This window comes from Methylobacterium sp. UNCCL125 (genome assembly GCF_900116795.1).
GTDB classification, from domain to species: domain Bacteria; phylum Pseudomonadota; class Alphaproteobacteria; order Rhizobiales; family Beijerinckiaceae; genus Methylobacterium; species Methylobacterium fujisawaense.
In genome coordinates, this window is the sequence record NZ_FPBW01000005.1 from 18,079 (window position 1) to 44,302 (window position 26,224).

General features: G+C 69.8%; 26 protein-coding genes. 18 read left to right on the top strand and 8 right to left on the bottom strand.

What is annotated here, in order from left to right; genetic code table 11:
- Nucleotides 1-138 precede the first annotated feature (138 nt).
- Nucleotides 139-375 carry a hypothetical protein gene (locus tag BM396_RS05435; RefSeq protein ID WP_244538814.1) on the bottom strand — a complete coding sequence of 79 codons (237 nt, stop codon included), beginning with the start codon at nt 373-375 and terminating at the stop codon, nt 139-141.
- 142 nt (nt 376-517) lie between these two features.
- Between BM396_RS05435 and BM396_RS05440 the strand changes: the two genes are divergently transcribed.
- From BM396_RS05440 to BM396_RS05450, 3 genes are all read left to right on the top strand, one after another.
- A complete protein-coding gene (locus tag BM396_RS05440) occupies nt 518-760 on the top strand; it encodes a hypothetical protein (protein WP_043346132.1) in 243 nt (80 codons plus the stop codon).
- A 35-nt stretch (nt 761-795) separates the two neighbouring features.
- Entirely contained in the window at nt 796-1,011 is a 216-nt protein-coding gene (locus BM396_RS05445; protein WP_043380487.1) for a hypothetical protein, read from the top strand.
- An 87-nt stretch (nt 1,012-1,098) separates the two neighbouring features.
- Complete coding sequence (locus BM396_RS05450; RefSeq protein ID WP_043380486.1) at nt 1,099-2,379, top strand: O-acetylhomoserine aminocarboxypropyltransferase; 1,281 nt, start codon at nt 1,099-1,101, stop codon at nt 2,377-2,379.
- A 171-nt stretch (nt 2,380-2,550) separates the two neighbouring features.
- On the opposite strand, the gene BM396_RS05455 is transcribed toward BM396_RS05450, so the two are convergent.
- Nucleotides 2,551-4,338, bottom strand: a complete 1,788-nt coding sequence (locus BM396_RS05455; protein ID WP_043380483.1) for an acyl-CoA dehydrogenase C-terminal domain-containing protein — start codon at nt 4,336-4,338, stop codon at nt 2,551-2,553.
- 299 nt (nt 4,339-4,637) lie between these two features.
- Here BM396_RS05455 and BM396_RS05460 point away from each other — a divergent pair, with 299 nt between their 5' ends.
- Nucleotides 4,638-7,859, top strand: coding sequence for an SEL1-like repeat protein (locus tag BM396_RS05460; RefSeq protein WP_043380481.1), 3,222 nt, complete (start codon nt 4,638-4,640; stop codon nt 7,857-7,859).
- A 136-nt stretch (nt 7,860-7,995) separates the two neighbouring features.
- A complete protein-coding gene (locus BM396_RS05465) occupies nt 7,996-8,433 on the top strand; it encodes a DUF3429 domain-containing protein (RefSeq protein WP_043346119.1) in 438 nt (145 codons plus the stop codon).
- Between the two features lie 38 nt (nt 8,434-8,471).
- Here the strand turns inward: BM396_RS05465 and BM396_RS05470 are convergent, their stop codons facing one another.
- Nucleotides 8,472-8,702, bottom strand: coding sequence for a hypothetical protein (locus BM396_RS05470; RefSeq protein ID WP_043346122.1), 231 nt, complete (start codon nt 8,700-8,702; stop codon nt 8,472-8,474).
- Nucleotides 8,703-8,852: 150 nt separating this feature from the next.
- Here BM396_RS05470 and BM396_RS05475 point away from each other — a divergent pair, with 150 nt between their 5' ends.
- From BM396_RS05475 to BM396_RS05485, 3 genes are all read left to right on the top strand, one after another.
- A complete protein-coding gene (locus BM396_RS05475; RefSeq protein WP_043380478.1) occupies nt 8,853-9,581 on the top strand; it encodes an autoinducer binding domain-containing protein in 729 nt (242 codons plus the stop codon).
- Nucleotides 9,582-9,745: 164 nt separating this feature from the next.
- A complete protein-coding gene (locus BM396_RS05480; protein ID WP_043346116.1) occupies nt 9,746-10,369 on the top strand; it encodes an acyl-homoserine-lactone synthase in 624 nt (207 codons plus the stop codon).
- Nucleotides 10,370-10,371: 2 nt separating this feature from the next.
- Nucleotides 10,372-10,551: a hypothetical protein gene (locus BM396_RS05485; protein ID WP_043380476.1), complete on the top strand. Its 180-nt coding sequence runs from the start codon at nt 10,372-10,374 to the stop codon at nt 10,549-10,551.
- A gap of 73 nt (nt 10,552-10,624) precedes the next feature.
- On the opposite strand, the gene BM396_RS05490 is transcribed toward BM396_RS05485, so the two are convergent.
- On the bottom strand, nt 10,625-11,839 hold the full coding sequence (locus tag BM396_RS05490; RefSeq protein WP_043380473.1) for an NADP-dependent isocitrate dehydrogenase: 1,215 nt from the start codon (nt 11,837-11,839) through the stop codon (nt 10,625-10,627).
- Nucleotides 11,840-12,045: 206 nt separating this feature from the next.
- Here BM396_RS05490 and BM396_RS05495 point away from each other — a divergent pair, with 206 nt between their 5' ends.
- Entirely contained in the window at nt 12,046-12,819 is a 774-nt protein-coding gene (locus BM396_RS05495; RefSeq protein WP_051975964.1) for an RNA methyltransferase, read from the top strand.
- Here BM396_RS05495 and BM396_RS05500 read toward each other — a convergent pair whose 3' ends face one another.
- Nucleotides 12,820-13,005, bottom strand: a complete 186-nt coding sequence (locus tag BM396_RS05500; protein ID WP_043346103.1) for a hypothetical protein — start codon at nt 13,003-13,005, stop codon at nt 12,820-12,822.
- Nucleotides 13,006-13,132: 127 nt separating this feature from the next.
- Here BM396_RS05500 and ccmA point away from each other — a divergent pair, with 127 nt between their 5' ends.
- The 6 genes from ccmA (at nt 13,133) to BM396_RS05530 (ending at nt 19,110) form a co-directional block, all read left to right on the top strand.
- Nucleotides 13,133-13,771, top strand: a complete 639-nt coding sequence (gene ccmA, locus BM396_RS05505) for a heme ABC exporter ATP-binding protein CcmA (RefSeq protein ID WP_043380471.1) — start codon at nt 13,133-13,135, stop codon at nt 13,769-13,771.
- A complete protein-coding gene (gene ccmB / locus BM396_RS05510; protein WP_043380469.1) occupies nt 13,768-14,436 on the top strand; it encodes a heme exporter protein CcmB in 669 nt (222 codons plus the stop codon). The genes ccmA and ccmB overlap by 4 nt, the downstream gene beginning before the upstream one ends.
- Before the next feature lie 310 nt (nt 14,437-14,746).
- Nucleotides 14,747-15,013 carry a 30S ribosomal protein S20 gene (gene rpsT, locus BM396_RS05515; protein ID WP_007561677.1) on the top strand — a complete coding sequence of 89 codons (267 nt, stop codon included), beginning with the start codon at nt 14,747-14,749 and terminating at the stop codon, nt 15,011-15,013.
- A 489-nt stretch (nt 15,014-15,502) separates the two neighbouring features.
- Nucleotides 15,503-16,999, top strand: a complete 1,497-nt coding sequence (gene dnaA / locus BM396_RS05520; protein ID WP_043346098.1) for a chromosomal replication initiator protein DnaA — start codon at nt 15,503-15,505, stop codon at nt 16,997-16,999.
- A gap of 266 nt (nt 17,000-17,265) precedes the next feature.
- Complete coding sequence (locus BM396_RS05525) at nt 17,266-18,474, top strand: acetyl-CoA C-acetyltransferase (RefSeq protein ID WP_043346109.1); 1,209 nt, start codon at nt 17,266-17,268, stop codon at nt 18,472-18,474.
- Between the two features lie 120 nt (nt 18,475-18,594).
- Nucleotides 18,595-19,110: a hypothetical protein gene (locus BM396_RS05530; protein WP_043346096.1), complete on the top strand. Its 516-nt coding sequence runs from the start codon at nt 18,595-18,597 to the stop codon at nt 19,108-19,110.
- Nucleotides 19,111-19,141: 31 nt separating this feature from the next.
- On the opposite strand, the gene BM396_RS05535 is transcribed toward BM396_RS05530, so the two are convergent.
- Nucleotides 19,142-19,921: an EAL domain-containing protein gene (locus tag BM396_RS05535; protein ID WP_043346107.1), complete on the bottom strand. Its 780-nt coding sequence runs from the start codon at nt 19,919-19,921 to the stop codon at nt 19,142-19,144.
- 113 nt (nt 19,922-20,034) lie between these two features.
- Here BM396_RS05535 and BM396_RS05540 point away from each other — a divergent pair, with 113 nt between their 5' ends.
- Nucleotides 20,035-22,236: a 3-hydroxyacyl-CoA dehydrogenase NAD-binding domain-containing protein gene (locus tag BM396_RS05540; protein WP_043380466.1), complete on the top strand. Its 2,202-nt coding sequence runs from the start codon at nt 20,035-20,037 to the stop codon at nt 22,234-22,236.
- Here the strand turns inward: BM396_RS05540 and BM396_RS05545 are convergent.
- On the bottom strand, nt 22,206-23,168 hold the full coding sequence (locus tag BM396_RS05545) for a LysR substrate-binding domain-containing protein (RefSeq protein WP_236952807.1): 963 nt from the start codon (nt 23,166-23,168) through the stop codon (nt 22,206-22,208). The two genes, BM396_RS05540 and BM396_RS05545, sit on opposite strands and share 31 nt — an antisense overlap.
- Before the next feature lie 160 nt (nt 23,169-23,328).
- Between BM396_RS05545 and BM396_RS05550 the strand changes: the two genes are divergently transcribed.
- The gene (locus tag BM396_RS05550) at nt 23,329-24,237 is read left to right on the top strand and encodes an amino acid ABC transporter substrate-binding protein (RefSeq protein WP_085987610.1); all 909 of its coding nucleotides are present in this window, start codon (nt 23,329-23,331) and stop codon (nt 24,235-24,237) included.
- A gap of 19 nt (nt 24,238-24,256) precedes the next feature.
- A complete protein-coding gene (locus BM396_RS05555; protein WP_043380543.1) occupies nt 24,257-25,318 on the top strand; it encodes a threonine aldolase family protein in 1,062 nt (353 codons plus the stop codon).
- A 6-nt stretch (nt 25,319-25,324) separates the two neighbouring features.
- Here BM396_RS05555 and BM396_RS05560 read toward each other — a convergent pair whose 3' ends face one another.
- Nucleotides 25,325-26,194, bottom strand: a complete 870-nt coding sequence (locus BM396_RS05560) for a 3'-5' exonuclease (protein ID WP_043380462.1) — start codon at nt 26,192-26,194, stop codon at nt 25,325-25,327.
- Nucleotides 26,195-26,224 lie beyond the last annotated feature (30 nt).

Here is a 26,224-nt window from a genome sequence, read left to right on the forward strand (position 1 = left end):
CGGGGTACGGGCGGCCGCCACCCTTCGCGATCTCGGTGTCTCAGGGATTCCGGGTATCGGACGCAGCCTGAAAGCCGGCCACCTCACCGAGAGTACAGAATCGGACGGTGCGGTCGATCTCGGATGTCGGGCGCCCAGCTAGGCGGCCTGCCCGTCGCCGAAATGCTCACGCATCCAGCACTCGCCGGAAATGCGGGCTCCGTTCCGCGTTACGAAGGCGTAGGGCGACTTTTCGACGACCGTGCCGCCGTGGCTGCGGATGATCCAGCGGAAGCACCGGGGATCGTCCCTGCACGGGACGATTTCGACCGTATGGGAGTGCGTTGTTTCGATCGACATAGAGCAGTAACGCCGCAGCGCAGCAATCCGCTCCATGCGACGATCGCGGACGGTTACCGAACCGCGCGGGCCCGCACGCGATTTGCGCCGTCTTGCCGCGTCAGACCATATCGCGCCGCGATCCGGGCCGAACCCGTCGACCGGATGCTACACCGGCACCGAGCAACAGGAAGTCTGCATGCCGATCAAGGCCATCAATGACCGCAAGAAGCTGTCCAGCGATTTCAACGAGGCCAATGACGCCTTCATCGACGAGGTGCTGAACGCGCTCCAGGGCGGACGCATTCCCCTCGATCTCGCCCGCGCCTATCTCGCGCATCCCGTGGCAATGATGCACACCGACGGGGCGCAGGCCGTCGCCAACTACTTCGAGCGCATGCTGGCCCAGCGACCGAATATCGACTGGACGCCGGGGAGTTGATGACGGTGTCGCTGAGTCGAGGAGAGGACGCGCGGATGACCATCGAAGAGATCGAGGAGCTGAACCGGGCCCGCGCCGCGCTGGCGCGCCAGCGGAATGCCATCGCCCGGCGCCTGGGCGGTCTCGACGTGGCGCCGATCTCCATGGCGGAGGATCTGACCCGGACGCTGCTCGCCATCGAAGCCGTGGATCGGGCCCTGGTCGATGCGGGCCAGCCCCATATGGACATCGGCCCCAGGCCGGAGGCCTAACCGACTCCGGCGCGTCAGCCCTCGCGGAGCCTTGCGCCGAACTCCCGGGCGGGCGTACAGGCTCGGGTGCTCTGAGGAGACCCGACGATGTCCGACCGCCTGCCCGGCTTCAACACGCTGGCGATCCATGCGGGCGCCGCCCCCGACGCCGCCACGGGCGCGCGCGCCACGCCGATCTACCAGACCACCAGCTTCGTGTTCGACGATGTCGATCACGCCGCGTCGCTGTTCGGGCTCCAGGCCTTCGGCAACATCTACACGCGGATCACCAACCCGACGAACGCCGTGCTGGAGGAGCGCATCGCGGCCCTCGAAGGCGGGACCGCCGCCCTGGCGGTCGCCTCCGGCCACGCGGCCGAGTTCCTGACCATGCACGCCCTGATGCAGCCGGGCGACGAGTTCGTGGCCTCGAACAAGCTCTACGGCGGGTCGATCAACCAGTTCAATCACTCGTACAAGAACTTCGGTTGGTCGGTGGCCTGGGCCGACAACGACGATCCCGCCTCCTTCGAGGCGGCGATCACGCCGCGCACCAAGGCGATCTTCTGCGAATCCATCGCCAATCCCGGCGGCGTCATCACCGACATCGCGGCGCTGTCGCAGATCGCCAAGAAGCACAACATCCCGCTCGTCGTCGACAACACCATGGCGACGCCGTACCTGATCCGGTCCTTCGAGCACGGCGCCGACATCGTCGTCCATTCGGCGACGAAGTTCCTCGGCGGCCACGGCAATTCGATCGGCGGCCTGATCGTCGACGGCGGCTCGTTCCAATGGGCGGGCGACGCGCGCTACCCGATGATGAGCCAGCCGCGGCCGGAATATTCCGGCATGGTGCTGGCCGAGACCTTCGGCAATTTCGGCTTCGCCATCGCCTGCCGGGTGCTGGGCCTGCGCGACCTCGGTCCGGCGCTCTCGCCGTTCAACGCCTTCCTGATCCTCAACGGCATCGAGACCCTGCCGCTGCGCATGCAGCGCCATTCCGACAACGCGCTGACGGTGGCCACCCATTTGTCCAAGCACGAGGCCGTGTCCTGGGTGAGCTACCCGGGGCTGGAGACCGATCGTTACCATGCGCTGGCCAAGCGCTACACGCCGAAGGGCGCCGGTGCCGTGTTCACCTTCGGTCTGAAGGGCGGCTACGAGGCGGGCGTGAAGCTGGTCTCGAACCTCCAGCTGTTCTCGCACCTCGCCAATATCGGCGACACCCGGTCGCTGATCATCCATCCGGCCTCGACCACGCACCGCCAGCTCACCGACGCGCAGAAGACCGCCGCCGGGGCGGGGCCGGAAGTGGTGCGCCTGTCGATCGGCTTGGAAGATCCGGCGGACCTGATCGACGATCTCGACGCCGCGCTCGAGGGCTGACACGGTCCCGCGCCACGAGCCGGCTCCGCCGTCGTCGCGCGCGCGGCGCGGCGACCGAGGGCAGCGGGCACTGGGTCAGCGTCGCACGGCTGGTTTGCTTCGCGACGCTCGCAAAGGCGGGGACGCCACGTTGCCGGCCGCCGCGCTCTGGCGCGACGGCCCGTGGGACGCTCAGAACGCGTCCGCCGCCAGCGCCATCGTGCTGTCCGCACCGGCCTTGATGCGGGCCAGGCGCAGGGCAGTCTCCGGCAGCATCCGCTCCATGTAGAACCGGCCGCTCGTCAGCTTCGACTCCCAGCGCGGGGAGGGCGCCTCGGCATGCTTGGCCTGGGCGGCCTTGGCGATCCGCGCCCACATGTAGCCCAGGGCCACGAGGCCGAAGAGGTGCATGAAGTCGGTTGCGCCGGCCCCGGCATTGTCGGGCTTGGCGAAGGCGTTCTGCATCAGCCACATCACCGCGCCCTGGAGATCGTTCAGCCCGGCCTGGAGCGGCTGGGTGAACGGCGCCATCGCGGGATCCTCGCCGTGGTCCTTCAGGAAGGTCTGGACCTCGCCCAGGAAGGTCATCATCGCCCGGCCGCCATCCTTCGGCAGCTTGCGGCCGATCAGGTCCATCGCCTGGATGCCGTTGGCGCCCTCGTAGATCATGGCGATGCGGGCATCGCGCACGAACTGCGACATGCCCCATTCCTCGATGTAGCCGTGGCCGCCGAGCAGCTGCTGCGCCTCGACCGCATTGGCGAAGCCGCGATCGGTGAACACGCCCTTCACCACCGGCGTCATGAGGCCGAGATAATCGTCGGCCGCCTGCCGCTCCCGGGCATCCTCGGAACGGTGCAGGATGTCGGCCTGGAGCGCCGTCCAGAGCATGAGGGCGCGGGCCGCTTCATTGAACGCGCGGATCTGCATCAGCGTGCGGCGCACGTCCGGATGGACGATGATCGGGTCGGCGGCTTTGTCGGGCGCCTTCGCGCCGGTCAGCGCCCGGCCCTGGAGGCGATCCTTCGCGTAGGCGGCGGCGTTCTGGTAGGCGACCTCGGACTGCCCGAGCCCCTGGACGCCCACGGCGAGCCGCGCCTCGTTCATCATCACGAACATGGCGTTGAGGCCGCGGTTCTCCTGGCCCACGAGCCAGCCGGTCGCGCCGTCGTAGTTCATCACGCAGGTGGCGTTGCCGTGAATGCCCATCTTGTGCTCGAGGGAGCCGCAGGACACGCCGTTGCGCGCGCCGAGGGAGCCGTCGGCGTTCACCAGAACCTTCGGCACCACGAAGAGCGAGATGCCCTTGGTGCCGGCGGGGGCCCCCTCGATCCGGGCGAGGACGAGATGGACGATGTTCTCGGCGAGGTCGTGCTCGCCGGCCGAGATGAAGATCTTGGTCCCGGTGATGCTGTAGGCGCCGTCGCCGTTCGGCACAGCCTTGGTCTTGAGCAGCCCGAGATCCGTGCCGCAATGCGGCTCGGTCAGGTTCATGGTGCCGGTCCAGGCCCCTTCGACCATCCTCGGCAGGTACAGCGCCTTCTGCTCCTCCGTGCCGTGGACCAGCAGCGCCGCCATCGCGCCCTGCGTCAGACCGGGATACATGCCGAAGGCGAGGTTCGCGCCCGAGGCGAATTCCTGGATCGCGGTGTTCAGCGTGTGCGGCAGGCCCTGGCCGCCATAGGCTTCGGGCACCGAAAGTCCCATCCAGCCGCCGCTCGCGTAGGTGTCGTAAGCGGCCTTGAAGCCCGTCGGCGTGCGTACCGTGCCGTCGGCGTCCCGGCGACAGCCCTCCAGATCGCCTGTCCGGTTGATCGGGGCCAGGACCTCCTCGGCGAGCTTCGCGCCCTCGCGCAGGACGGCCTCGATCACATCGGGTGAGGCATCGGCGAAGCCAGCTAGGTTGTCCCGGGCATGAAAGCCGAGCACATCGGTGAGCAGGAACAGCGTGTCCTCAACCGGAGCGCGATACTGCGGCATCTCTGGCTTCCCCCGTCTGGTGCAGGCCCCTCGACACGGCCCGCTGCCTTGGCCGCATGTAACCGCCCCGCCGCCTCCGGAGCAACGGCTCGACCCCGTCGCCGCCGGACCAGCGCACCCGTCCCACGCCGCCGGTCGCTCGCGACGATTACCGGGGCCCGGTGAACCTTAACCTCGTGTTTACCAAGAAAGTTAATGGTCGCCTCGAACGATCCGACGCGTGTGTTCGTGGATACCGAATTCCGGTCCGCCCTGCGCAGAGGAAACGGACGCCGACCGCTGCCGACGACAGGCCACCGATGACCCGCAACGCGATGCCGCAGCTCGACAGTTTCGATCCCGAGGTGCTCGACGCGGCGCGCGACGTGGCGGCGCGGGCGGGCGTGCCGCTCGAGACCTGGATCGCCTCGGTGGTGCCGCAGCAGCAATCGGCCGCGCCGGGAAACCGGCGGCACCGGCGCCGCCACCGCGCCGAGCAGGTCGGTTCCGGTGCCGTCCGGCCCGATGCGGCGCCGGATCGATCCGCCCCGGCCGCTCCGGACGGCGAGAACCCGGAGCCCCGCGCCGACGCCTACGGCCAGGGCATCGCCGCCTTGATGGATCGCCTGGACGGGCTCGACCGGGCCCTCGACCATGAGCGGCGTGCCGCCCAGGAAGCGGAGGCGCGGCGCCTCGCGGAGATCGAAGCCCGCATCGAGCGGGCCCTTAAGGCGGCCCCCGTCCAGCAGGTGACCGAACGGCTCGGCGATATCGAGCGGCGCATGTCCCAGCTCGGCGAGCAGGTTGCCACCACGCGCCAGCCCGGCCGTCGCGCGCGCCCCGCCGCCGCGGACATCCGCAATGCGGTCCAGGACATCCGGCAACGGCAGCGCGAGCTCGCCGAGACCGCCGGGCCGGGGGCCGCGATGTCCGCGACCGATGGCGGCGTCGTCGCCAGCATGCGCATGGACCTCGCGCGCCGGCTGGAAGCCCGGATCGAGGAAGGTGTCGCCCCGTCGACCGCCCTGATCGAGCTTCAGGAGGAGACCACACGCCTGCGCGAGGCGATCAACCAGCTGGCGACGAGCCGGGATATCGGCGCCCTGGAGCAGGCTGTCATCACCCTGGCCAGCGGCATCGAGCGGGCCCAGGCCGGAACCGATCTCACCGCCATCGCGGTGCCGATCGAGCAGGTCCGGGCGCAGGTCGAGCGCCTCGCCGAAGAGGTGGCCGAGAACGTCCACAGCCGCGTCGCGGAGGATGTCCGCCGCCTGGCCGAGCGCCTCGATTCCGCGGCGGCGACCGGCGCGGCCGATCCGGATGGTCGCACCCTCGCCGGCCTGTTTGCCGAGCTTGAGGAGATTCGCCGGCAGATCGGTGCCCTGGCGGGTCCGGAGCGGATACAGGGTCTCGCGCAGAGCCTTCAGGCGCTGAGCGCGCAGATTGCGCAGTTGCAGAGTCTGAGCGCCGGTCCGGACCTGCGCCCGATCCTGGAGGAGATCCGCAGCGACGTGAAGATCGCCGCGCCGGCGGCGCTGGCGGAGCAGATCCAGGCGCTTGCGGAGAAGGTCGACCTCCTCTGCGCCCGGGACGATTGGTCCGAGCGGACCGGTGAAGCCGCCGCCAGTCCGGACGGGATGGCGTCGATCCACGCCATGCTGCGCAGCCTCGCCGACAAGGTCGATCAGGTCGGCGCCCGGGCTGAGCACGAAGGGCTCGACGCCCTGGAGCGGCAGGTCGTCTCTCTGGCGGGGCGCCTCGACGCGCCGCTGAGCGTCGATCCGGCGCTGGCCGGCCTCGAGCGCACCATGGGCGACCTGCTCCGGCAGGTGACGGCTCTCCGGGACTCCGCCCCGACCGAGGCCGTGGTGGAGCGCGCCGCGCGCAATGCCGTGGCCCAGACCCTCCAGGGTTCCGGTCTCGGCACGGCCGAGTCCGGGGAGATTGGCCTCCTCCGCGCCAGCTTGGCCGATATGCAGGCCCGGCAGGTCGCGTCCGATCAGCGGCTCGGCGCCACCCTCGATGGCGTCCAATCGGCCCTTGAGCGCCTTCTCGTCCGGCTCGGCCCGGCCGAGTCCGTCCCGCCGCGGGTCCCGTCCCTCGACGAGCGCCTGATGTCGTCGACGAGCGCGGAGGCGACCCTCGCGCCCGTCGAGGCGCGCGCGAAGCCCCGGCGGGACGGCATCGAGGCTTCCCGCCTCGCCGACGACCTGCTCGAGCCCGGCAGCGGCCGTCCGCCGCGCGAGCCGCGCTCGCCCAGAGAGCCGTCGGCCCGCCGGCCGATGCAGGAGCGGATCGGCGACGCGGCCGCCGCGCGGATCGCGGCCGACGCAACCTCCGAGACCGACATCAAGACCAGCTTCATCGCCGCGGCGCGACGGGCCGCCCAGGCCGCGCAAGCGGAGCTGGTCGCGGAAGCGCCCGTGGAGCGCCGGGAGACCCGGGGCGAGCGGGCCGCGCTGCTGCCCAGCGCGACGACGGGGCGGCTCGCGCGGCTGCGCGCCGAGATCGATCGCCGCCGCCGCCCGCTCCTGCTCGGGCTCGCCGCCATCGTGCTGGCGCTGGGCGCGCTCCAGGCGATCACCATGCGCAGCGCGGATGAGCCGCAAACGCCCGCCCCGGCGAGCCAGATCGCGCCGTCACGCGGGGATGCCGCCGACATCCAGAAGAAGGCTCCGGACGCCGCCAAGGAGACGCTGGACGCGAAGCCGGCCGTGGCCGATCCGACCACGACCCAGTCGCTGCCGAATCCCGCTCCCGCGGAGACGCACTCCACCGCCAAGCCGGCGGTGCCGCAGGTCTCCGGCATGAACACCCTGCAGGCCGATCTCGGGAACCTGCCGCCGGCGCTGGCCAAGGTGAAGCTCGCCGCCCTCGAAGGCGACGGCACGGCCATCTGGGACCTCGCCACCCGGGAGGCCGACGGCCGCGGCATGCCGCGCGATCTGTCGGTCGCGGCAAAGCTCTACGAGAAGTTGGCCTCGGCTGGCTACGCCCCCGCCCAGTACAAGCTCGCCGGCCATTACGAGAAGGGGTCCGGCGTCGTCCGCGATCTCGACAAGGCGAAGCTCTGGTACGGCCGTGCCGCCGAGCAGGGTCATGCCCGCTCCATGCACAATCTGGCGGTGCTCTATGCGGAGAACCCGGTCGCCAACGGGAAGCCGGACTTCGCGTCCGCGGCCTCGTGGTTCCGCCAGGGAGCCGAATTCGGTGTCCGCGACAGCCAGTACAATCTCGGCGTGCTCTATGCCCGCGGCCTCGGCCTGACGCAGGACCTGATCCAATCCTACGCGTGGTTCTCGGCCGCGGCGAGCCAGGGCGACGACGATGCCGGCAAGAAGCGCGACGACGTGGCCAACAAGCTGAGCCCCGCCGATCTCGCCAGCGCGAAGAGCCTCGCGGCCAACTTCAAGCCGCGAAAGATTGACGCGGCGGTGAACGAGCCGCCGGCGTCGAAGGCCCCCGCCAGCCCGCCGATGTCGCTGCTCGGGGCGCCTTTGCCCAGCGCGGTGCCGTCCACGGCCTCGGCCCGCCGGGGCTGACGGCTTTCCTGAAGCCGGCGCCGCAGCCGCGCCGACCTTGACCGCCGTGCCGCGATGCGGGAACGCTCCGGCGGGGCGGCATCGACCGCGGTCGGATCGCGCGGGTCGCCAACCCTTGCCGATGCCCGGAGGATGGATGGCGCACCGGAACTCTGTCCCGCTGAGCGCCATCGTCCTCGGCATTGCCGGCCTCATTCCCTTCCTGGGATTTGCGGCCCTCGCGGTCTCCGGCACCGATGGCGGCCTGAGCAGCATCGGCCTGTCGCCGCGCACCATTCTGTCGGCCTACGGTGCGGTGATCGCCTCGTTCCTGGGCGGGATCCGCTGGGGCGCGGCCGCGGCGCGCAATGCCGGCAACGGCGACTATCTCGTGGCCATCGTGCCGTCCCTGGTGGCCTGGGCGGCAATGGCGGCGCCCGCACCCTGGGATCTGCGGATCCTCGGCGCCCTGGTGCTCGCCTGGGGGCTGATCGATCAGGATCTGCCCCGCCGCGGCCTCGTTCCGCTCTGGCTCGGCCGGATGCGCCTCGTCCTCTCGGGGGTTGCCGGGGCCGCGCTCCTCGTGGCGGCATGAGGCCGGCGGGGACACCGCGAGACGGGCGGCGCGCGCCGTCAGGTCTCGCGTGTCATCTCGCGCAGGAGCTTCAGGACCGCGTCGCGGCGTGCCGGTGACTTGATCGCCCGGAACAAGGCGGCGGCCTCGGCGGATTGCTCGTCAATCTGATCCTGCTCTGTCGCTGCGAGCCGGTCGTTCTGCAGGAAATAGGTCGGGCAGACGTTCAGCGTGACTGCGATCCGTTCCAGAAGCCAGCGCGTCGTCGGCGGGGTCACGTCGTCTGTCATCCCGTTGAAACTCGCGTTCTGCCCGCTGGACCGATTCAAACGGCAGAGCTTCTCACCGCCACCCTAGCCTTTCAGCGTCGGCGATGCCATCCTCAGGTTGCGCTCGATGTATCATTTGTCGCAATGCGTGCACCAACGTTGAGATCGGGCATGCCGCATTCGAAGCACCTGGACAGGACCTTCAGCGTGTTGCGCGATCTGGAGCGGGCTGCGGCGCCCGACGAGATCGCGCGATTGCTGGTCGACGCCTTCACCCGCTACGGGGTGTCGTACGTGATGGCCGGGATCGTTCCGACGCCTGGCCTGCCGGCGCGGCGGCATGCCGGATTCGTCCTCACGAGCACCATGCCGGAGGGGTGGGCACGCCGGTACGTGACGCGGGGCTACGCGCTCCATGATCCCACGGTCCGGCGGCTCTGCACCAGCGCGACGCCCTTCGAATGGAGCACCGTGCCGCCGGACACGCCGATGGCGAGCCGCATCATGAACGAGGCCGGCGAGTTCGGTATCCGCGCCGGCATCACGATCCCGTTCGTGACCCTCGATGGCGAGCCGGGCGGGATCAGCGTGTCCGGGGATCGGATCGAGATCGATCCGGCCGAGCGCGTCGCGGTCAATCTGGTGGCGACCTACGCGGTCGGCCAGCTCCTGCTGATGAACAGCCGCCCCTCCGCGCAGGCGCCGGCGCGTCTCTCGCCGCGGGAGCGCGAGACCCTCCAATGGGCGGCCGAGGGCAAGACCGATGTCGAGATCGGTATGGTCATGGGCATCACGGCAGCCGGGGTTGACTACCATCTGCGCTCGGCGCGGGCGAAGCTCGATACCGTCAACCGCGCCCACACCGTGGCGCAGGCGCTGCGTGCCGGCCTGATCACGTAGGGCCGACACGGCCGGCTCCGGAGCGCGCGCGAGCGCGACCCGCTCGGGCCCGGCAAGGTCTTGGACCGGTGGGCGCTCACGCACGCAAACCCTACGGTTTCTCGTAGTACCCAGGTCTTCGCGAAACGAAGAAAACCCACGTCAATCCAACGTGAGGTTACTTCGTGATCCATATCGTCACCCCCGCCAACGCGCATCGCTACGCCGATGCGATGGAGCAGGCCTGGCGCCTGCGCCACGACATCTTCGTGGCAGAGAAAGGCTGGACCGAACTCGCCCGCCCGGATGGCCGGGAGATCGACCAGTTCGACACGCCGCATGCGGTCCACTTCCTCGCCATGGAGGGCGACGCCGTCATTGGCTACAGCCGGCTGCTGCCGACAACGCGCCCGCATCTTCTGTCCGATGTCCTGCCTCAGCTCTGCGAGGTCGAGCGGCCGGTCGGCCCGCAGATCTGGGAATGGACCCGCCAGGGCGTGGCGCGCTCGCACCGCGCGAAGGGCCGTGTGGTCAACCCGGTCTCGATCGCGCTGCTCACCGGCATCGTCGAATGGGGGCTCGCCCACGGGGTCAACAGCCTGCTGCTGCAGATGCCGACCCTCTACATGATCCACGTGATCCAGCTGCATTTCCGCCCGCAGCCCCTTGGCCTGCCGGTTCAGATCGCCGGCGAGGAGATCATGGCGGCCACAGCCCGGTTCGATGCCCGAACCCTCGCCAAGCTGCGCGCGGTCCGCGGCGACAGCAATTCGGTCCTGGTCTCCGAACCCGCTTACCTGGTGGCTTGAGGATGATGTTCGACAGCAAGGATGTGGCCCTGGACGCGCTCGCCGCACAGTGCCTGCGGGTGCGCGAACTCGTCGACACGGTCGGAGACCCGCTGATGCGGGCCGTCATCGACCTCCTGCTTCTCGAGGTCGCCCGGGCCCTGGCCGAGACCAGCCCGCAGGAGCGCGCAGGCGGGGCGTGAAGCGGTCGCCGGCGGAGCGCTGATACGAAACGGCGGGCGTCCCGGAGGACGCCCGCCGCTCTTCGTCCGGAGTTCAGGCGCCCATCGCCGTCTTCAGGTTCTGGTCGACCTTGTCGAGGAACCCGGTGGTCGAGAGCCACTTCTGATCGGGGCCGACGAGGAGCGCGAGGTCCTTGGTCATGTGACCCGCCTCGACCGTGTCGACGCAGACCTTCTCCAGGGTCGCGGAGAACTTGGCGAGATCGTCGTTGCCGTCGAGCTTGGCCCGGTGCGACAGGCCGCGGGTCCAGGCGAAGATCGACGCGATCGAGTTGGTCGAGGTCTCGCGGCCCTTCTGGTGCTCGCGATAGTGGCGGGTGACGGTGCCGTGGGCAGCCTCGGCCTCCACGGTCTGGCCGTCCGGCGTCATCAGCACCGAGGTCATCAGGCCGAGGGAGCCGAAGCCCTGCGCGGCCGTATCGGACTGCACGTCGCCGTCGTAGTTCTTGCAGGCCCAGACGTAGCCGCCCGACCACTTGAGGCACGAGGCGACCATGTCGTCGATCAGGCGGTGCTCGTAGGTGAGGCCGAGCGCCTTGAACTTCGCCTCGAACTCCTCCTCGTAGACCTTCTGGAACAGGTCCTTGAACCGGCCGTCATAGACCTTGAGAATGGTGTTTTTGGTCGAGAGGTAGACCGGGTACTTGCGCGCCAGGCCGTAGTTCATCGAAGCGCGGGCGAAGTCGATGATCGACTGGTCGAGGTTGTACATCGACATGGCGACGCCGGCGTCGGGGAACTTGAACACCTCCTTCTCGATGACCGTGCCGTCATCGCCCTCGAACTTGATGGTCAGGCGGCCCTTGCCGGGCACCTTGAAGTCGGTGGCACGGTACTGGTCGCCGTAGGCGTGGCGGCCGATCACGAAGGGCTGGGTCCAGCCGGGGACGAGGCGCGGCACGTTCTTGCAGATGATCGGCTCGCGGAAGATCACGCCGCCCAGGATGTTGCGGATCGTGCCGTTGGGCGACCGCCACATCTCCTTGAGGTTGAACTCCTTCACGCGGGCCTCGTCCGGCGTGATGGTGGCGCATTTCACGCCGACGCCGTGGCGCTTGATCGCCTCGGCGGCGTCGACCGTGACCTTGTCGTTGGTGGCGTCGCGGTGCTCGACGCCGAGGTCGTAGTATTCGAGATCGACATCGAGATAGGGGTGGATCAGCTTGTTCTTGATCTCGGCCCAGATGATCCGGGTCATCTCGTCGCCGTCGAGCTCGACGACGGGGTTCGCTACCTTGATCTTCGCCATGGACCGATGCCTTCCCGCGTTGTCCCCGCGCACGGCATGCAAGGGCCGTGCGGTCGTCGACCCGAGTGCCCTGTGGGGCGCCCCGGGCCGGAATCGCCCCGCGACATAGCGCGGGCCACCCGGCGACGGAAGGCGCGCACTGTCATCCGGCCGGCTTCGTCACCCGACCCTCGACGGCGCGGGGCTGCCCGTGTCAGACGGCCCGCATGACGAGCCGAGACGTGCCGGGCGACGCCCCGAGGAAGGTCACCGAACTCCCGCCGGGGATCGCCCCGGCCGTGATCCTGGTGGAGCCGCAGCTCGCCGAGAATATCGGCATGACGGCGCGCGCCATGGCGAATTTCGGCTTGTCGGAGCTGCGGCTCGTCAATCCGAAGAACGGCTGGCCCAAGAAGGGGGTGCGCGAGGCGGCCTCCGGTGCGACGCATGTCCTGGATCGGGCGACGATCTTCGGCAGCGTCGCCGAAGCCATCGCCGATTGCCGGTACGTGCTGGCGACCACGGCGCGGGAGCGCGGGCAGATGAAGCGGGTCTTCGCCCCCGAGGAGGCCATGGGCGAACTCGTGGCGCGGGAAGGGCAGCGCACCGCGGTGATGTTCGGCCGCGAGCGGGTCGGGCTCACCAACGACGAGGTGTCGCTCGCCGACGCGATCATCACCTTCCCGGTCTCTCCGGATTTTCCGTCGCTCAACCTCGCGCAGGCGGTGCTGCTTGTCGGCTACGCGTGGCGGCAGGCGAGCGGCCGGGCCCAACTGCCCTTCTCGGGCGAGCTCCTCTCGCCGCCGGCGACCCGCGAGGCGCTGGTCGCTCTGTTCGGAAGCCTCGAGGCCGCGCTCGACGCGGCGGGTTTCTATCCGCCGGAAAAGAAGGAGATCATCGCCCGCAACATGCGCGACATGCTCCATCGCATGAGCCTGACCGAGCAGGATGTGCGGACGTTTCGCGGTGCCCTGCGGGCCCTGACCCGCAAGGGGGCCTGATCAGCCGGAGGCCGACTTCATCTCCGGGGGCTTGCCGCCGCCGAAGCATCGGCCGACTGCCTCCCAGAACGCCGCCTGCTCCTCGGGGGTGCATTGCGCCATGCGCGCCTCGACCTTGGCGCGGCCGGCCACCGCATCGGGCGTCGCGGCCACCTCGGACTCGCTCGGGTTTCTCGCCTCGGCCATGGGCAATCCTCCGTTGCAGAACGAAAGCTCAGCTGGGCCGTGCGGTTCCGTTCCGCGGCGCAATCGGGCATGGAGTCGGCGGTTCGCGGAGCGGCTGCGCGGCAGCGGGACGAGGGCGGGGTATCGGGTGCGGCTCAGCGTGGACAATCTGGCCTGCCGCCGCTCCGGCCGCCGCATCTTCTCCAACCTGTCCTTCGCCCTCGGACCCGGCGATGCCCTGGCGATCACCGGGCGGAACGGTGCGGGCAAATCGAGCCTGCTCGCCATCCTGTCGGGCCGGTTGCGGGCCGATGCCGGGCGGATCGCCGTCGCCGAGGTCGGGGAAGCGAACCTGCCCGAATGCCTGCATGCCGTCGGCCATCGCGACGGATTGAAGAGTGCCCTCACGGCGGGCGAGAACCTCCTGTTCGCGCAACGGCTCCTGGGTGCGCCGCGCCTGGATCCGCGCGACGCGCTGGAGCGGCTCGGCCTCGGTCACGCCCACGATCTGCCGGTGGCCTATCTCTCCGCGGGACAGCGGCGGCGTGTGGCCCTGGCGCGGCTCCTCGTCTGCGCCCGGCCGCTCTGGCTCCTGGACGAGCCCACCGCAGCCCTTGATACGGCCTCGCAGGCGGTGCTCGCCGAACTGATGGAAGGACATCGGGCCGGGGGTGGCCTCGTGATCGCCGCCACCCACCAATCCCTCGGCCTCGCCGGCGCGGCGGAACTGCGCATCGAGGCTTCCGCCGCGGCGCCCGTGGCCGACGTCCCCGAGGATTGGGCATGATCCGCGCGGTCCTCGCCCTCATCGCCCGCGACCTGCGCCTCGCCGGCCGGGTCGGCGGCTCCGGTGCCCTGTCGCTGGTCTTCTTCCTGATGATCGTCGCCCTGGTGCCCTTCGCGCTCGGGCCGGACCTGAACCTGCTGTCGCGGATCGGTCCCGCGATCCTGTGGCTGGCCGCGGTGCTGTCGACCCTGATCGGCCTCGACCGCCTGTTCCAGGCCGACGAGGAGGACGGTTCCCTCGACCTGATGACCGCCGCGCCGGTGCCCCTCGAACTGGTGGTGCTCGCCAAGGTGACGGCCCATTGGCTGACCACCGGCCTGCCGCTCGCGCTCGCCGCGCCGCTGTTCGGTCTGCTGGTGGCCCTCGACGGTACCGCCATGGGCGCTTCCGCGCTGACGCTGCTCGCCGGCACGCCGGCTCTGAGCTTCATCGGTGCGGTGGGCGCCGCGCTCACGGCCTCGATCCGGCGGGGCGGACTGATCCTCGCCGTGCTGGTTCTGCCGCTGATGATCCCGACGCTGATCTTCGGCGTCTCGGCCGCCCAGGCGGCGAGCGGGGGGACGGTGCCGTTCCTCGTCCCGCTGGCCGTGCTCGGAGCACTGACGTTGATCGCTGCCGTGGTCGGAACGCTGGCGGCGGCGGCGGCGCTGCGTTGGCCGGAATAGCCGAAGCTCTCTTGCGCAACGCGGCCAGCACTCATCGTTGCGCCAGCAGTGCCGGCTTCTTCGTTCCGATGTCTTCGGTCGGGCCGGTCGAATGCTGTCCGGATCCTCGGCTGTGGCCGAAGCCGGCGACCGGATTTGGCTCCGGGCGCGTTGACGCGCGGCGCCCCCCTCACTATAGAAGCCGCTTCGCCGAGAGGCCGCGCTTTCGCGCGCGCTGCGTCTCGGCCATCGCCAGACAACCTGACGCGACGACCGATTTCCGGCCAAGCCGGCCCGTCGGCATCGCCCGACGAGAAACACGAGGACTTACATGGCCAACACCGCTTCGGCCAAGAAGATGACCCGCAAGATCGCCAAGCGCACGGCGATCAACCGCTCGCGCCGCTCGCGCATGCGGACCTTCGTCCGCAAGGTCGAGGAGGCCATCGCCACCGGCAACCAGCAGGACGCGCTCGCCGCCCTCCGCGCTGCCGAGCCCGAGATGATGCGCGCCGCCCAGCACGGCATCGTTCACAAGAACAACGCCTCGCGGAAGGTCTCGCGCCTCGCCGCCCGCGTGAAGGCGCTGGCCGCCTAACGCCCACGCACCACCGAGACGTTTTCAAGCCCGGCCTTCGCGCCGGGCTTTTTCGTGCGCGCTGTCCGGGCGCAATCGCTCTATGCCGGCTCTGTGCGGCCACCGAAACCGTTAACCCTATCCAAGAATCAACGCGATTGCAGAGTCCGGAAACGGCGTGTAGCTTAACAGAAACTGACACCGGGCAAGCAAAACACGACGATTTCGGGACTCAAGCGAATCAATCTGATTCGCCAAGACTCTAGCGCCCGTGTTCAGCCGTGCCGGGAACACTTCCGAATGGGAATCCGCGCCGTCCCCACAAGTCCCACTGTTAAAGGAACCGTAGGTAATTGTTGATAGGCTCTCCCAATCGGCAAAAGTTCCTCGCGGTGGGGTTGACTCCGTCCAGGGGACTCTGTCCCGCCGGTTCTTGCGGGACGCTGAGGGCGTAAATCGTGCGTACGCGCGGACTGCGGACTTCCGCGGGCCGCGTCGGGAGAGCCAGTGATGCGTGTCGACGGAACGGTGGCGAGTGACGACGACGGGGGCCGCAGCGGCGGCGGCACTGTGGATTACGGGTCTGCCTGGGCCCGGGTGAAGCGTCGGCTGCGGGCCGAACTCGGCGAGGATGTGTTCGCGAGCTGGTTCGCCCGCCTTGAGCTGGAGGCCGTCGCCGGCGGAACGGCCCGGCTGACCGTCCCGACCCGCTTCCTCAAGAGCTGGATCGAGTCGCACTACCTCGACCGCGTCCTGAACACGTTCAAGGCCGAGGTCGAGGAGATCGCGCGGATCGAGGTCGGCGTCCGCGGCACCGGGGCCCCGGCCCGTCCTGTCGCCGCCGGCGTCGCCAAGCCGGGCCCGGCCAGCGGTCCGCTCGCCCGCCTTCACGCCACGAGCGCGCCGATCCCGATCGCCGCCGTTGCGCCCGCAGCCGAGGCGCGCAATGCCGACGCCGGAGGCGACCTCAGCGGCACGCCCCTCGACGCGCGGCTGACCTTCGCGAGCTTCGTCATCGGGCGCTCCAATGCCCTGGCGCATGCCGCCGCCGAGCGGGTCGCCAACCACCAGGGGGAGGGCGCCCTCTACAATCCGCTCTATCTCCATGCCGGCGTCGGGCTGGGCAAGACGCACCTGCTGCACGGCATCGGCCACGCCGCCCGCGAGGCCGGCCGCCGGGTGATCTACCTGACCGCCGACCGGTTCATGTACGGCTTCGTCAATGCCCTGAAGACCCAGTCGGCGCTCGCCTACAAGGAGCGCCTGCGGGGCATCGACCTGCTGATCCTCGACGATGTCCAGTTCATCCAGGGCAAGTCGATCCAGGCCGAGTTCGGCCACACGATCAACGCGCTCATCGATGCCGGCCGCCAGGTCGTGGTCGCGTCCGACCGGCCGCCGACCGAGCTTGAGGCTCTGGACGAGCGCGTGCGCTCGCGCCTGGGCGGCGGCCTCGTCGTCGAGATCACCGCCCTCGACGAAGCCCTGCGGGTCTCGATCCTGTCGGCGCGGCTTTCCGCGGTCCGGGCCGCACATCCGGGCTTCGACGTCTCGCCCCAGGTGGCAACCTACGTAGCCCGGGCGATCACCGCCAACGGCCGCGACCTCGAAGGTGCGGTGAACCGCCTGCTGGCCCACGCGACGCTCACCGGCACCGCCGTGACGATGGAGACCGCCGAGAGCGCGATCCGCGACCTCGTGAAGAATCGCGAGCCGAAGCGCATCAAGATCGAGGACATCCAGAAGCTGGTCGCCTCGCGCTACAACGTCTCACGGTCCGACATCCTGTCGGAACGGCGCACCGCCGCGGTGGTGAAGCCGCGTCAGATCGCCATGTATCTGTCGAAGGTCCTGACTCTGCGCTCCCTGCCGGAGATCGGCCGCCGCTTCGGTGGCCGCGACCACACCACGGTGCTGCACGCCGTGCGCAAGATCGAGAAGCAGATCGGCGAAGACGCGGTGCTCGGCGATGAAGTCGAGCTCCTGAAGCGGATGCTTCAGGACTAGTCGAACCTGCATGACGTCCCGGACGAACCTGCTCTCGACCGAGCAGATTCGCTCCGGATCGGCCGCGGGACCGTCCCCCGTGGCCTGATCGGGAAGGCGTCCGGACCAGCAGCGCCCCATCAGACCCCGATGCCACGCGCCCTCTGCCGGTCCCTCCCTCCAGGACTGGCCGGGGGCGCGCGCCCCGTGGCAGACTGGCGCGAATGGAGACGGCCCTGTAAGGCCGCGTCGTCGACCGGCGACAATCAACGCCCCGGGGAGTGCTGATGACGGACGCCTTCATCTACGACCACGTTCGCACGCCGCGCGGTCGCGGCAAGGCGGACGGCGCCCTCCACGAAGTGACCGCGCTCCGGCTGGCCGAGACGGCGCTGCGCGCCCTCAAGGTCCGCAACGGGCTCGACACGGCCCTCGTCGACGACGTGATCCTGGGCTGCGTCGATCCGGTCGGGGAGGCGGGCGGCGACATCGCCCGGGCCGCGGCGCTGGTGGCCGATTACGGCGCGCATGTTCCGGGTGTGCAGATCAACCGTTTCTGCGCCTCGGGCCTCGACGCGGTGAACTTCGCCGCCGCACAGGTCATGAGCGGTCAGCACGAGATGGCGGTGGGCGGCGGCGTGGAATCGATGAGCCGCATCGGCATCGGCGCCTCGGGCGGCGCCTGGCCGGTGGATCCGGCGATCGCCATCAAGTCCTATTTCATGCCGCAGGGAATCTCGGCCGACCTGATCGCCACCAAGTACGGCTTCACCCGCGACGCGTGCGACGCCTACGCGGTCCGCTCGCAGGCGCGCGCGGCGAAGTCCTGGGAAGACGGCCTGTTCGACCGGTCCGTCGTTCCGGTCCGCGATGTGAACGGCATCACCCTGCTCGACCGCGACGAACATATGCGCCCGGGCACCGACATGCAGTCGCTGGCCGCCCTGAAGGCGTCGTTCGTGCAGATGGGCCAGATGGGCGGCTTCGACGCCGTGGCGACGGACGCGCATCCGGACGTGGAGAGCGTGGATCACGTCCATCATGCCGGCAATTCCTCCGGCATCGTCGACGGTGCGGCCGCCGTGCTGATCGGCTCCCGGGCGGCCGGCGAGGCCGCGGGCCTGCGCCCGCGCGGCCGGATCCGGGCCTTCGCCAATATCGGCTCGGACCCGGCCCTGATGCTCACCGGGCCGGTGGACGTCACCCGCAAGATCCTGGCGAAGACTGGCCTGAGCCTGTCGGATATCGACCTGTTCGAGGTCAACGAGGCTTTCGCGGCGGTGGTCCTGCGCTTCTGCCAAGCCTTCGACCTCGATCCGGAGGCCGTCAACGTGAACGGCGGCGCCATCGCCCTCGGCCACCCTCTGGGCGCCACCGGAGCGATGATCCTCGGCACGGCCCTCGACGAGCTGGAGCGGACCGGCAAGGAGCGGGCGCTGATCACCCTGTGCATCGGCGCCGGCATGGGAACCGCCACCATCATCGAGCGGGTGTGAGCCATCGCGTGCACGGGAGCGGCGTGCCGCCGCTCCCCAAAGTCCGGTAACGCTGCTAGAGGCGCGGTCGACGCTCGGCCCGTCTCTGGGCCGGACGATAAAACAACGGGAGACAAGCCCTTGAACCGCCTGTTTGCGACGCTCTGTCTGGGCGTCACCCTGAGCCTGCCGGTCGCTGCGCGCGCCGATGATGCGGCGGACCGCGTGGCCGCGGCCACCACCCTCGTCAACAAGACCCTGATCAAGAACCTTCAGACCGGGTTCAACGTCGCCCTCGAGAAGACCGTGGCGGCAATGCCGGAGGCGCGCGCCGAGGCCGTGCGCAAGGAACTCCTGACCGAGTTCGACAAGCAGCGCGCCCTCATGGTCGAGGGGCTGTCGAAGGACTACGCCGAGAAATTCAGCCTCACCGAACTGAAGCATCTCGATGAGATCTACTCGGACCCGACATACCTCAAGTTCCAGACAATGAACGCCGATCCGAACTCCTCGGTGACCGCGATCTCGCAGAACTCCGTCACCAAGCTGCTGAATATGCTGGCGGTGGCCGCGGCGACCGACAACACACCCAAGCCCGGCGCGGCGCCGATGCCGCCCGTGCCGCCGGCCGCGGCGCCCGCTCCGGCTCCGAAATAGCCGATGGGAGGCCGCGCGCGTGAGGCCGATCTCAGGCGGCGCGCGCGGCTGTCACGGGCGCGAAGCCCGCGACCGGGGGGAGCGCTTTCAGAAGGGGCTTGGCGAAGTGGTAGCCTTGCACGAGCGTGATCCCGATACTGCGCAGGGCGGAGAGTTCGGCAGCGGTCTCGACGCCCTCGGCGAGCACCGTCACGCCGAGGGCGCGGGCGATGCCGACCACACCCGACACGATGGCGTACCGTCCGGCGTCGCCGTCGAGGCCGCGCAGAACGTCCATGTCGATCTTGATCAGATCGGGACGGAAGTTGGCGAGCAGGCTCAGCCCCGCGAAGCCGGCGCCGAAATCGTCGAGGGCCGTCAGAAATCCCTGCTTCCGATAGGCGGCGACGATGTCCTTCACGTGCCCGATGTCCCGGAAGCGTTCCTGCTCGGTGAACTCGAACATGATGCGTTGATGGGCGAAATCGATGCGTCGCGCGGCCTCCAGCGAGGCGCGGATGCAGGCATTCGGCTCATAGACCGCGTTCGGCATGAAGTTGATCGAGAGACGCGTGGTGCTGTCGCGGGGAAACAGCGCCCCGGCGAGCTCGATCGCCTTGACGCGGGCGGCCTGATCGAACTGGTATCGCGTTTCGTCGGTCACCTGGTCGAGGATCGTATAGGCGGATTCCCCGTTCGGGCCGCGCACCAGCGCCTCGTAGGCCCAGACGGAGTCGTCTGCGAGATCGAGGATCGGCTGGAACGCCATCGTGAAATCGAAGTCGAGCGTGGTGCCGGCGCGACAGGCGCGGCAGCCGGAGTCCTTCGTCATGTGCAGCTTTCGGTTCTTCTCGCCGACGCCGCCACCATGAGCGTCGGCGCTCAACACAACCTTAATGCAAGCTCGCCGGTGGATCATTGGCGCAACCCAGGGAGGACGGCACCGTGACGCTGACCGATTTCCGCTTCGAGACCGATGCCGACGGCATCGCCCTGGCGACCTGGGATATGCCCGGCCGCTCGATGAACGTGATCACCGAGGGGGTAATGGACCAGCTCGAGCAGATCATCGAGCGGGTTGCCTCCGATCCGGCCCTGAAGGGCTGCGTCATCGCCACCGGCAAGGACAATTTTTCCGGCGGTGCCGACCTCACCATGCTCCAGGGACTCGGTCGGGCCTACGAGCAGCTCAAGGCCGAGCAGGGCGAAGAGGTGGCGATGCGCCACTTCTTCGAAGCGTCCCGGCGCCTGTCGCTGCTGTTCCGGCGGCTGGAGACCTGCGGGAAGCCCTTCGCGGCGGCGATCCAGGGCCTGTGCCTCGGCGGCGCCTTCGAGCTGGCTTTGTCCTGCCACCACCGGATCGCCTCCGACGACGGGAAGACCCGGGTCGGCCTGCCGGAGATCAAGGTCGGCCTGTTCCCGGGCGGCGGCGGCACGCAGCGCGTCGCCCGCCTGATGCAGACCGGCGACGCCCTCCAGATGCTGTTCAAGGGCGAGCAGATCCGCGCGCCCATGGCCAAGGGCATGGGGCTGATCCACGCGGTGGCGCCCCAGGCCGAGATCGTCGAGCGCGCCAAGGCCTGGATCCGTGAGGGCGGCTCGGCGGTGGCGCCCTGGGATGTGGCGAAGTTCAAGGCCCCGTCCGGAAAGGTCTACTCCCCCGCCGGCATGATGATCTGGCCGCCGGCCAACGCCATCTACCGCCGCGAGACCCACGACAATTACCCGGCCGCCAAGGCGATCCTGGCCTCCGTCTACGAGGGCCTGCAGCTGCCGATGGACCTCGCCCTGCGGGTCGAGAGCCGATACTTCGCCCACATCCTGCGCTCCACCGAGGCGGCGGCGATGATCCGCACGCTGTTCATCTCCATGGGCGAGCTGAACAAGGGCGCGCGGCGACCGAAGGACGTGCCGGCCGCCAACCTGCGCCGGGTCGGCGTGATCGGGGCCGGCTTCATGGGCGCGGGCGTGGCCTACGTCACCGCGCAGGCGGGCCTCGAGGTGGTGCTCGTCGACCAGTCGGTCGAGGCCGCCGAGAAGGGCAAGGCTTACGCCCACACCCTCATCACCGGCCAGATCAACAAGGGCCGCGCCAAGACCGCCGATCGCGACGCGCTTCTCGGCCGCATCCAGGCCACGGCCGATTACGGCGCGCTCGCCGATTGCGACCTCGTGATCGAGGCGGTGTTCGAGGATCCTCAGGTGAAGGCCGAGGTGATCCAGAAGGTCGAGGCGGTGATCCGCCCCGACGCGATCTTCGCCTCCAACACCTCGACCCTGCCGATCACCGGGCTGGCCAGGACCTCGCAGCGGCCGGCGCAATTCGTCGGCATCCACTTCTTCTCCCCCGTGGAGAAGATGATGCTCGTCGAGATCATCAAGGGCGAGGCGACCGGGGATGCGGCGCTCGCCGCGGCCCTCGATTACGTGCGCCTGATCAAGAAGACCCCGATCGTCGTGAACGATGCCCGCGGCTTCTTCGCCAACCGCTGCGTCGGCGCCTACATCCTCGAAGGGCACAAAATGCTCGCCGAGGGCGTTCCGCCGGCCATGATCGAGAGCGCCGGCCGCCAGGCGGGCATGCCGGTCGGGCCGCTGTCGCTCAACGACGAGGTCGCCCTCGACCTCGTGCTCAAGATCGCCAAGGCCACCGAGGCGCAGGTGGGGCAGGGCGCCGTGGACCCGGCGCAGAAGGCGATCCTGTCGGAGATGGTCGAGAAGCAGGGCCGGCTCGGTCGCAAGAACCGCAAGGGCTTCTACGACTACCCCGAAGGCGCGCCCAAGCGTCTCTGGCCCGGCCTGAAGGACCTGCAGCCGAACCGCCTCGACCCGGACGCCGTCGACTTCACCGAGCTGAAGCAGCGGCTTCTGGTGGTGCAGGCGCTGGAGGCCGCCCGCACCGTCGGCGAGGGCGTGGTCACCGACCCGCGCGAGGCCGATGTCGGCTCGATCCTCGGGTTCGGCTTCGCGCCGTTCACCGGAGGGGCCTTGTCGTACATCGACTTCATGGGTGCGGCGGCCTTCGTCGACCTCGCGCGGACGCTCGAGGCCAAGCACGGCCCCCGGTTCCGGGCACCCGATAACCTGACAGCGATGGCCGCGCGCGGCGGCACCTTCTATGCGGGCGCCGAGAAGCGCGCCGCCTGAGACGGAGGTGCCGGACGCCCGATCGCGGCGTCCGGCAGCTGAGCGAGTTCTTCCAGCAGCACCGCCCGCGCGCAGGCGCCGAAAGCCCGCATCAGCCGTCCACGGGCATGGTCGGGCGGGAACAGCAGGGCGAAATGCACCGGGAGGGCGGGGGCGAAGGGACGGATCGCGATCGGCGAGATCTTCGCCTCCTCGTAGGCGGCCAGCGGGTTCATCACGCTGACCCCGAGCCCGGCCGAGACGAGGGTGCAGATCGATGCACCGAGGCCGGCCTCGGCGGTGATGGTCAGGGTGATCCCGGCTGCCGCGAAGATCGCCTCGGTCCGGTTGCGCAGGGCGCTCCCGAGCGAGGAGGCGACGAAGGGTACGCCGAAAAAATCCGCAGGGGTTAGAAGAGCCTGCGCGGCAAGGGGATGGTCCTGCGGCAGGACGGCGACGCAGGCACGCGTCTCGACATGTTCGCGATGCGCGTCCGGGGCGTCGCCGTACAGCATCGTCAGCGCGGCGTCGCAGAAGCCGGTGGCGAGCCAGTGATTCACGGTCTCGTCGTCGCCGGAATGGATCGCCACGATCACGTCCGGATGCGCGGCGCGGAAGCGCACGACCGCCCGCGCCAGGAGCCCGCCCGCCAGCCGCGGCATCGCGGCCACCCGCAGCCGCTCCGCCCCGAAGGCGCGGATCCGTGCGGCCGCGGATTCGAGGCTGGTCAGCCCCACGAAGGCGCGCTCGACCTCAGCGTGAAACCGCGTGCCGTCGAGGGACGGTACGACCCGACTCCCGCTCCGATCGAACAGGGGCAGGCCCGTGATCGCCTCCAGCTGGGCGATCAGCCGGCTCACCTGCGGCTGCGAGGTGTGGAGCCGGCGGCTCGCCTCGGTCATGGACCCGGTGGCCACAACGGCCCGGAAGGCCTCGATGTGCCGGAAGGTCATGCGCCGCTCGGCCATATCAGATCCGTATGCTCGGCAGGTGAATCGGCATTGGACGCCCGCGCGCGGCCGCTCCTAGGATCGCACGGCAAAGCTTCGGGCCGACTCCCTGGCGGACGGCCCGGCGCTGAACCGGTTCAGACATAGCGACGGGGTTCGGATCGTGTCGAGGACGCTGCCGCTTCTATTGGCCACTCTGTGCTGGGCCGGGCTCGCCGCGCCGTCGGCCGCGGAGGGGCGCCTCGACAAGATCCGCACGACCGGACAGATCAGCCTCGGCTTCCCGGACGCGTCGCCGCCCTTCGGCTTCCTCGACCAGAACGCCAAGCCGGTGGGCTATTCGCTGGAGATATGCGAGCACGTCGCGCAGAAGCTCAAGGCCGCCCTCGGCCTGCCGAAGCTCGAGGTGCGCCACGTGCCGGTGATGTCGGCGACCCGGATCCCGCTGATCAACAACGGCACGATCGACCTGGAATGCGGCACCGCCAGCAACCTGCCCGAGCGGCACAAGCTGGTCTCCTTCGCGCCGACCACCTTCGTGGCGCAGGTGGTGCTGGTGGCCAAGAAGGATACGCCGGTGGATGTGGACGACATCGCCTCGTTCCGCGGCAAGGCCATCTCGGCGCAGGCCGGCGGCGAGACCCAGCGCGTCGCCACCCGGATCAACGTCCGCGACAAGCTCGACATCCAGGTGATGCCGGCCAAGGACACCGCGGAGGTGTTCCTGCTCCTCGAGACCGGCCGCGCGGCGGGCGCCATCAACGACGACGCCCTGGCCCACGCCACGGTGGCCGGCGCCAAGCGGCCCGCAGATTACAAGATCGGCACCAAGGGCCTGGAATTCGCGCCCTACGGGATCCTGGAGCCGAAGGACGACCCGGCCTTCAAGGCGGCCGTCGACAAGGCGGTGATCGAGCTGATTCAGGACGGCACCGTTGCCCGCCTCTACGGCAGGTATTTCGAGCAGCCGATCCCGCCGAAGGGTATAAACCTGGAGTTGCCGATGAGCGACGTGCTCAAGCGGGCCCTGGCTCACCCGACCGATTCCGGCGACGAGGCCGCGTACCGATAGGGTGGCCGGCGAGTCCAAGATGCGAGACGATCTGACCCATACGGCGGACGCGCCGTCCGTCGTCGACCTGCGAAGCGACACCGTCACGCGGCCGACCGAGGCGATGTACGCGCGGATGCGGACGGCACCGCTGGGCGATGACGGGCTCGATGCCGACCCGACCGCCCGCGCGCTGGAGGAGACCGCCGCCGCCATGCTCGGCAAGGCGGCCGGCCTGTTCGTGCCGAGCTGCACGATGGGCAATCTGCTGGCGATCCTTGCCCAGGTCCAGCGCAGCGAGCAGATCCTGCTCGAAGCCCAGGCCCACATGCTCAACACCGAGCGCGGCGCCGCGACCCTGACCGGTGCCTTCCTGTACGGGGTCGCCGGCACGGACGGCGCCATGGACCTCGACCGGCTGGAGGACGCCCTCAGCCCGAATGCCAGCCCGCTCCGGACGGCCATGATCGCGCTGGAGACCTCCCACAACGCCGCCGGGGGCACCGTGCTGCCGCCGGCCCATATGGCGGCGGTCGCAAATCTCGCCCGGGCGCGCGGCATCCCGGTCCATCTCGATGGGGCGCGCCTGTTCAATGCGGCGACGCATCTCGGCGTCGCGCCGGCGGATCTCGCCGCGCATGTCGACACGGTGTCGCTGTGCCTGTCCAAGGGCCTGAGCGCCCCGGTCGGCGCCGTGCTGGCCGGCGACGGGCCGGTCATCGCGGCGGCGCGGCGCCTGCGGAAGATGATCGGCGGGACGCAGCGGCAGGTGGGGATCATGGCCGCGGCCGGCCTCGAGGCGATCACCGTCATGGGTGCGCGCCTCGCCGAGGATCACGACCGAGCCCGGCAGCTGAGCGAGGGGCTGAACGCCCTGCGGCCGCGCCTCTCGGCGACCATGCCGCAGACCAACATCGTGCAGGTCGACCTCGGCCGGACCGGGCGGGATAGCGCGCGCTGGATCACGGATCTCGACGCGCTCGGGATTCGCACGCGCCCCCTCGGCGGGCAGCGGCTTCGGCTCGTCACGCACCGCCACATCGCGGCGGCCGATATCGACCGCGCCGTGGCGGCCTTCCGCACCTGCCTCGACGCGGCCTGAGCGGAATCAGGCCGCGCCCGCGACCCGCGTCTTCGCGCCGAGCATCCGGGCGAGGAGGACGACGTCGGCGGCATTGTCAGAGAGCAGGTCGGTGACGTCGCCGACCTCCAGCGCCTTCACGTGGCGGCAGCGCATGCCGTAGCGGCCGGCGGTGCAGGTGCAGCGCAGCTCCGGGCCGCCCGGCCGCTCCTCCAGGCTGACATGGTAGCGGTTGCCGGTCGAGCCCCGCATGGCGAATCGCAAAGCTGCCGGCTCGTCGGGGAAGGCCGCCAGGGCCCGGCCGCTGATCGTCCCCGGGCCGCGACGCGGTCCTGCCGGGCCGCCGACCGCCCGCGTGACCGGCAGGCCGAGCGCGGCCGCGAGGGCATGCACGTCCGCGACCGCCCGCTCGCGCATCGCAGCCAGGGCGATCTCCGCGCAGGCATAGGCGTCCTCGCCGGCATCGTGATGCTCGAAGCGGATGCCGAGGCGCCGCGCCACTTTGCCGAGCCCGCATCCCTCCGGCGCCGGGAAGACCCGGCGCGCCACCTGGACCGTGCAGAGATACGCGAGATCGGGAACCGCCAGGCCCGCCCGCGTCAGGCCGGCCCGCAGGACGCCAATATCGAAGCTCGCATTGTGCGCCAGGATCAGCCCGCGCCCGAGATCGCCGAGATAGGGCGCCATCACGGTGGCGAAATCCGGCTTGTCGGCGACGTCGGCCGGCAGGATCCCGTGAACCCGGATGTTGCCCGGCGCGAAGCGCATCTCGGGGGGCCGGATCAGATGGCTCTCCCGGCGGACGACCCGACCCTGCGCGATCCAGGCGAGGCCCACCGCGCAGGCGCTGTCACGCCGCTCGTTGGCCGTCTCGAAGTCGAGGGCCAGGACCGTCATCCAGGGTCAACCATGCCGGGTGGGAGTTCT

Coding starts and splice junctions, on each gene's coding strand:
- BM396_RS05450 (WP_043380486.1), top strand. CDS start 1,099: ATGTCCGACCGCCTGCCCGGCTTCAACACGCTGGCGATCCATGCGGGC.
- BM396_RS05440 (WP_043346132.1), top strand. CDS start 518: ATGCCGATCAAGGCCATCAATGACCGCAAGAAGCTGTCCAGCGATTTC.
- BM396_RS05475 (WP_043380478.1), top strand. CDS start 8,853: ATGCCGCATTCGAAGCACCTGGACAGGACCTTCAGCGTGTTGCGCGAT.
- BM396_RS05560 (WP_043380462.1), bottom strand. CDS start 26,194: ATGACGGTCCTGGCCCTCGACTTCGAGACGGCCAACGAGCGGCGTGAC.
- BM396_RS05525 (WP_043346109.1), top strand. CDS start 17,266: ATGACGGACGCCTTCATCTACGACCACGTTCGCACGCCGCGCGGTCGC.
- BM396_RS05545 (WP_236952807.1), bottom strand. CDS start 23,168: ATGACCTTCCGGCACATCGAGGCCTTCCGGGCCGTTGTGGCCACCGGG.
- rpsT (WP_007561677.1), top strand. CDS start 14,747: ATGGCCAACACCGCTTCGGCCAAGAAGATGACCCGCAAGATCGCCAAG.
- BM396_RS05490 (WP_043380473.1), bottom strand. CDS start 11,839: ATGGCGAAGATCAAGGTAGCGAACCCCGTCGTCGAGCTCGACGGCGAC.
- BM396_RS05455 (WP_043380483.1), bottom strand. CDS start 4,338: ATGCCGCAGTATCGCGCTCCGGTTGAGGACACGCTGTTCCTGCTCACC.
- BM396_RS05470 (WP_043346122.1), bottom strand. CDS start 8,702: ATGACAGACGACGTGACCCCGCCGACGACGCGCTGGCTTCTGGAACGG.
- BM396_RS05500 (WP_043346103.1), bottom strand. CDS start 13,005: ATGGCCGAGGCGAGAAACCCGAGCGAGTCCGAGGTGGCCGCGACGCCC.
- BM396_RS05435 (WP_244538814.1), bottom strand. CDS start 375: ATGGAGCGGATTGCTGCGCTGCGGCGTTACTGCTCTATGTCGATCGAA.
- BM396_RS05485 (WP_043380476.1), top strand. CDS start 10,372: ATGATGTTCGACAGCAAGGATGTGGCCCTGGACGCGCTCGCCGCACAG.
- BM396_RS05460 (WP_043380481.1), top strand. CDS start 4,638: ATGACCCGCAACGCGATGCCGCAGCTCGACAGTTTCGATCCCGAGGTG.
- BM396_RS05535 (WP_043346107.1), bottom strand. CDS start 19,921: ATGACGAAGGACTCCGGCTGCCGCGCCTGTCGCGCCGGCACCACGCTC.
- BM396_RS05445 (WP_043380487.1), top strand. CDS start 796: ATGACCATCGAAGAGATCGAGGAGCTGAACCGGGCCCGCGCCGCGCTG.
- BM396_RS05555 (WP_043380543.1), top strand. CDS start 24,257: ATGCGAGACGATCTGACCCATACGGCGGACGCGCCGTCCGTCGTCGAC.
- BM396_RS05465 (WP_043346119.1), top strand. CDS start 7,996: ATGGCGCACCGGAACTCTGTCCCGCTGAGCGCCATCGTCCTCGGCATT.
- BM396_RS05495 (WP_051975964.1), top strand. CDS start 12,046: ATGACGAGCCGAGACGTGCCGGGCGACGCCCCGAGGAAGGTCACCGAA.
- ccmB (WP_043380469.1), top strand. CDS start 13,768: ATGATCCGCGCGGTCCTCGCCCTCATCGCCCGCGACCTGCGCCTCGCC.
- dnaA (WP_043346098.1), top strand. CDS start 15,503: ATGCGTGTCGACGGAACGGTGGCGAGTGACGACGACGGGGGCCGCAGC.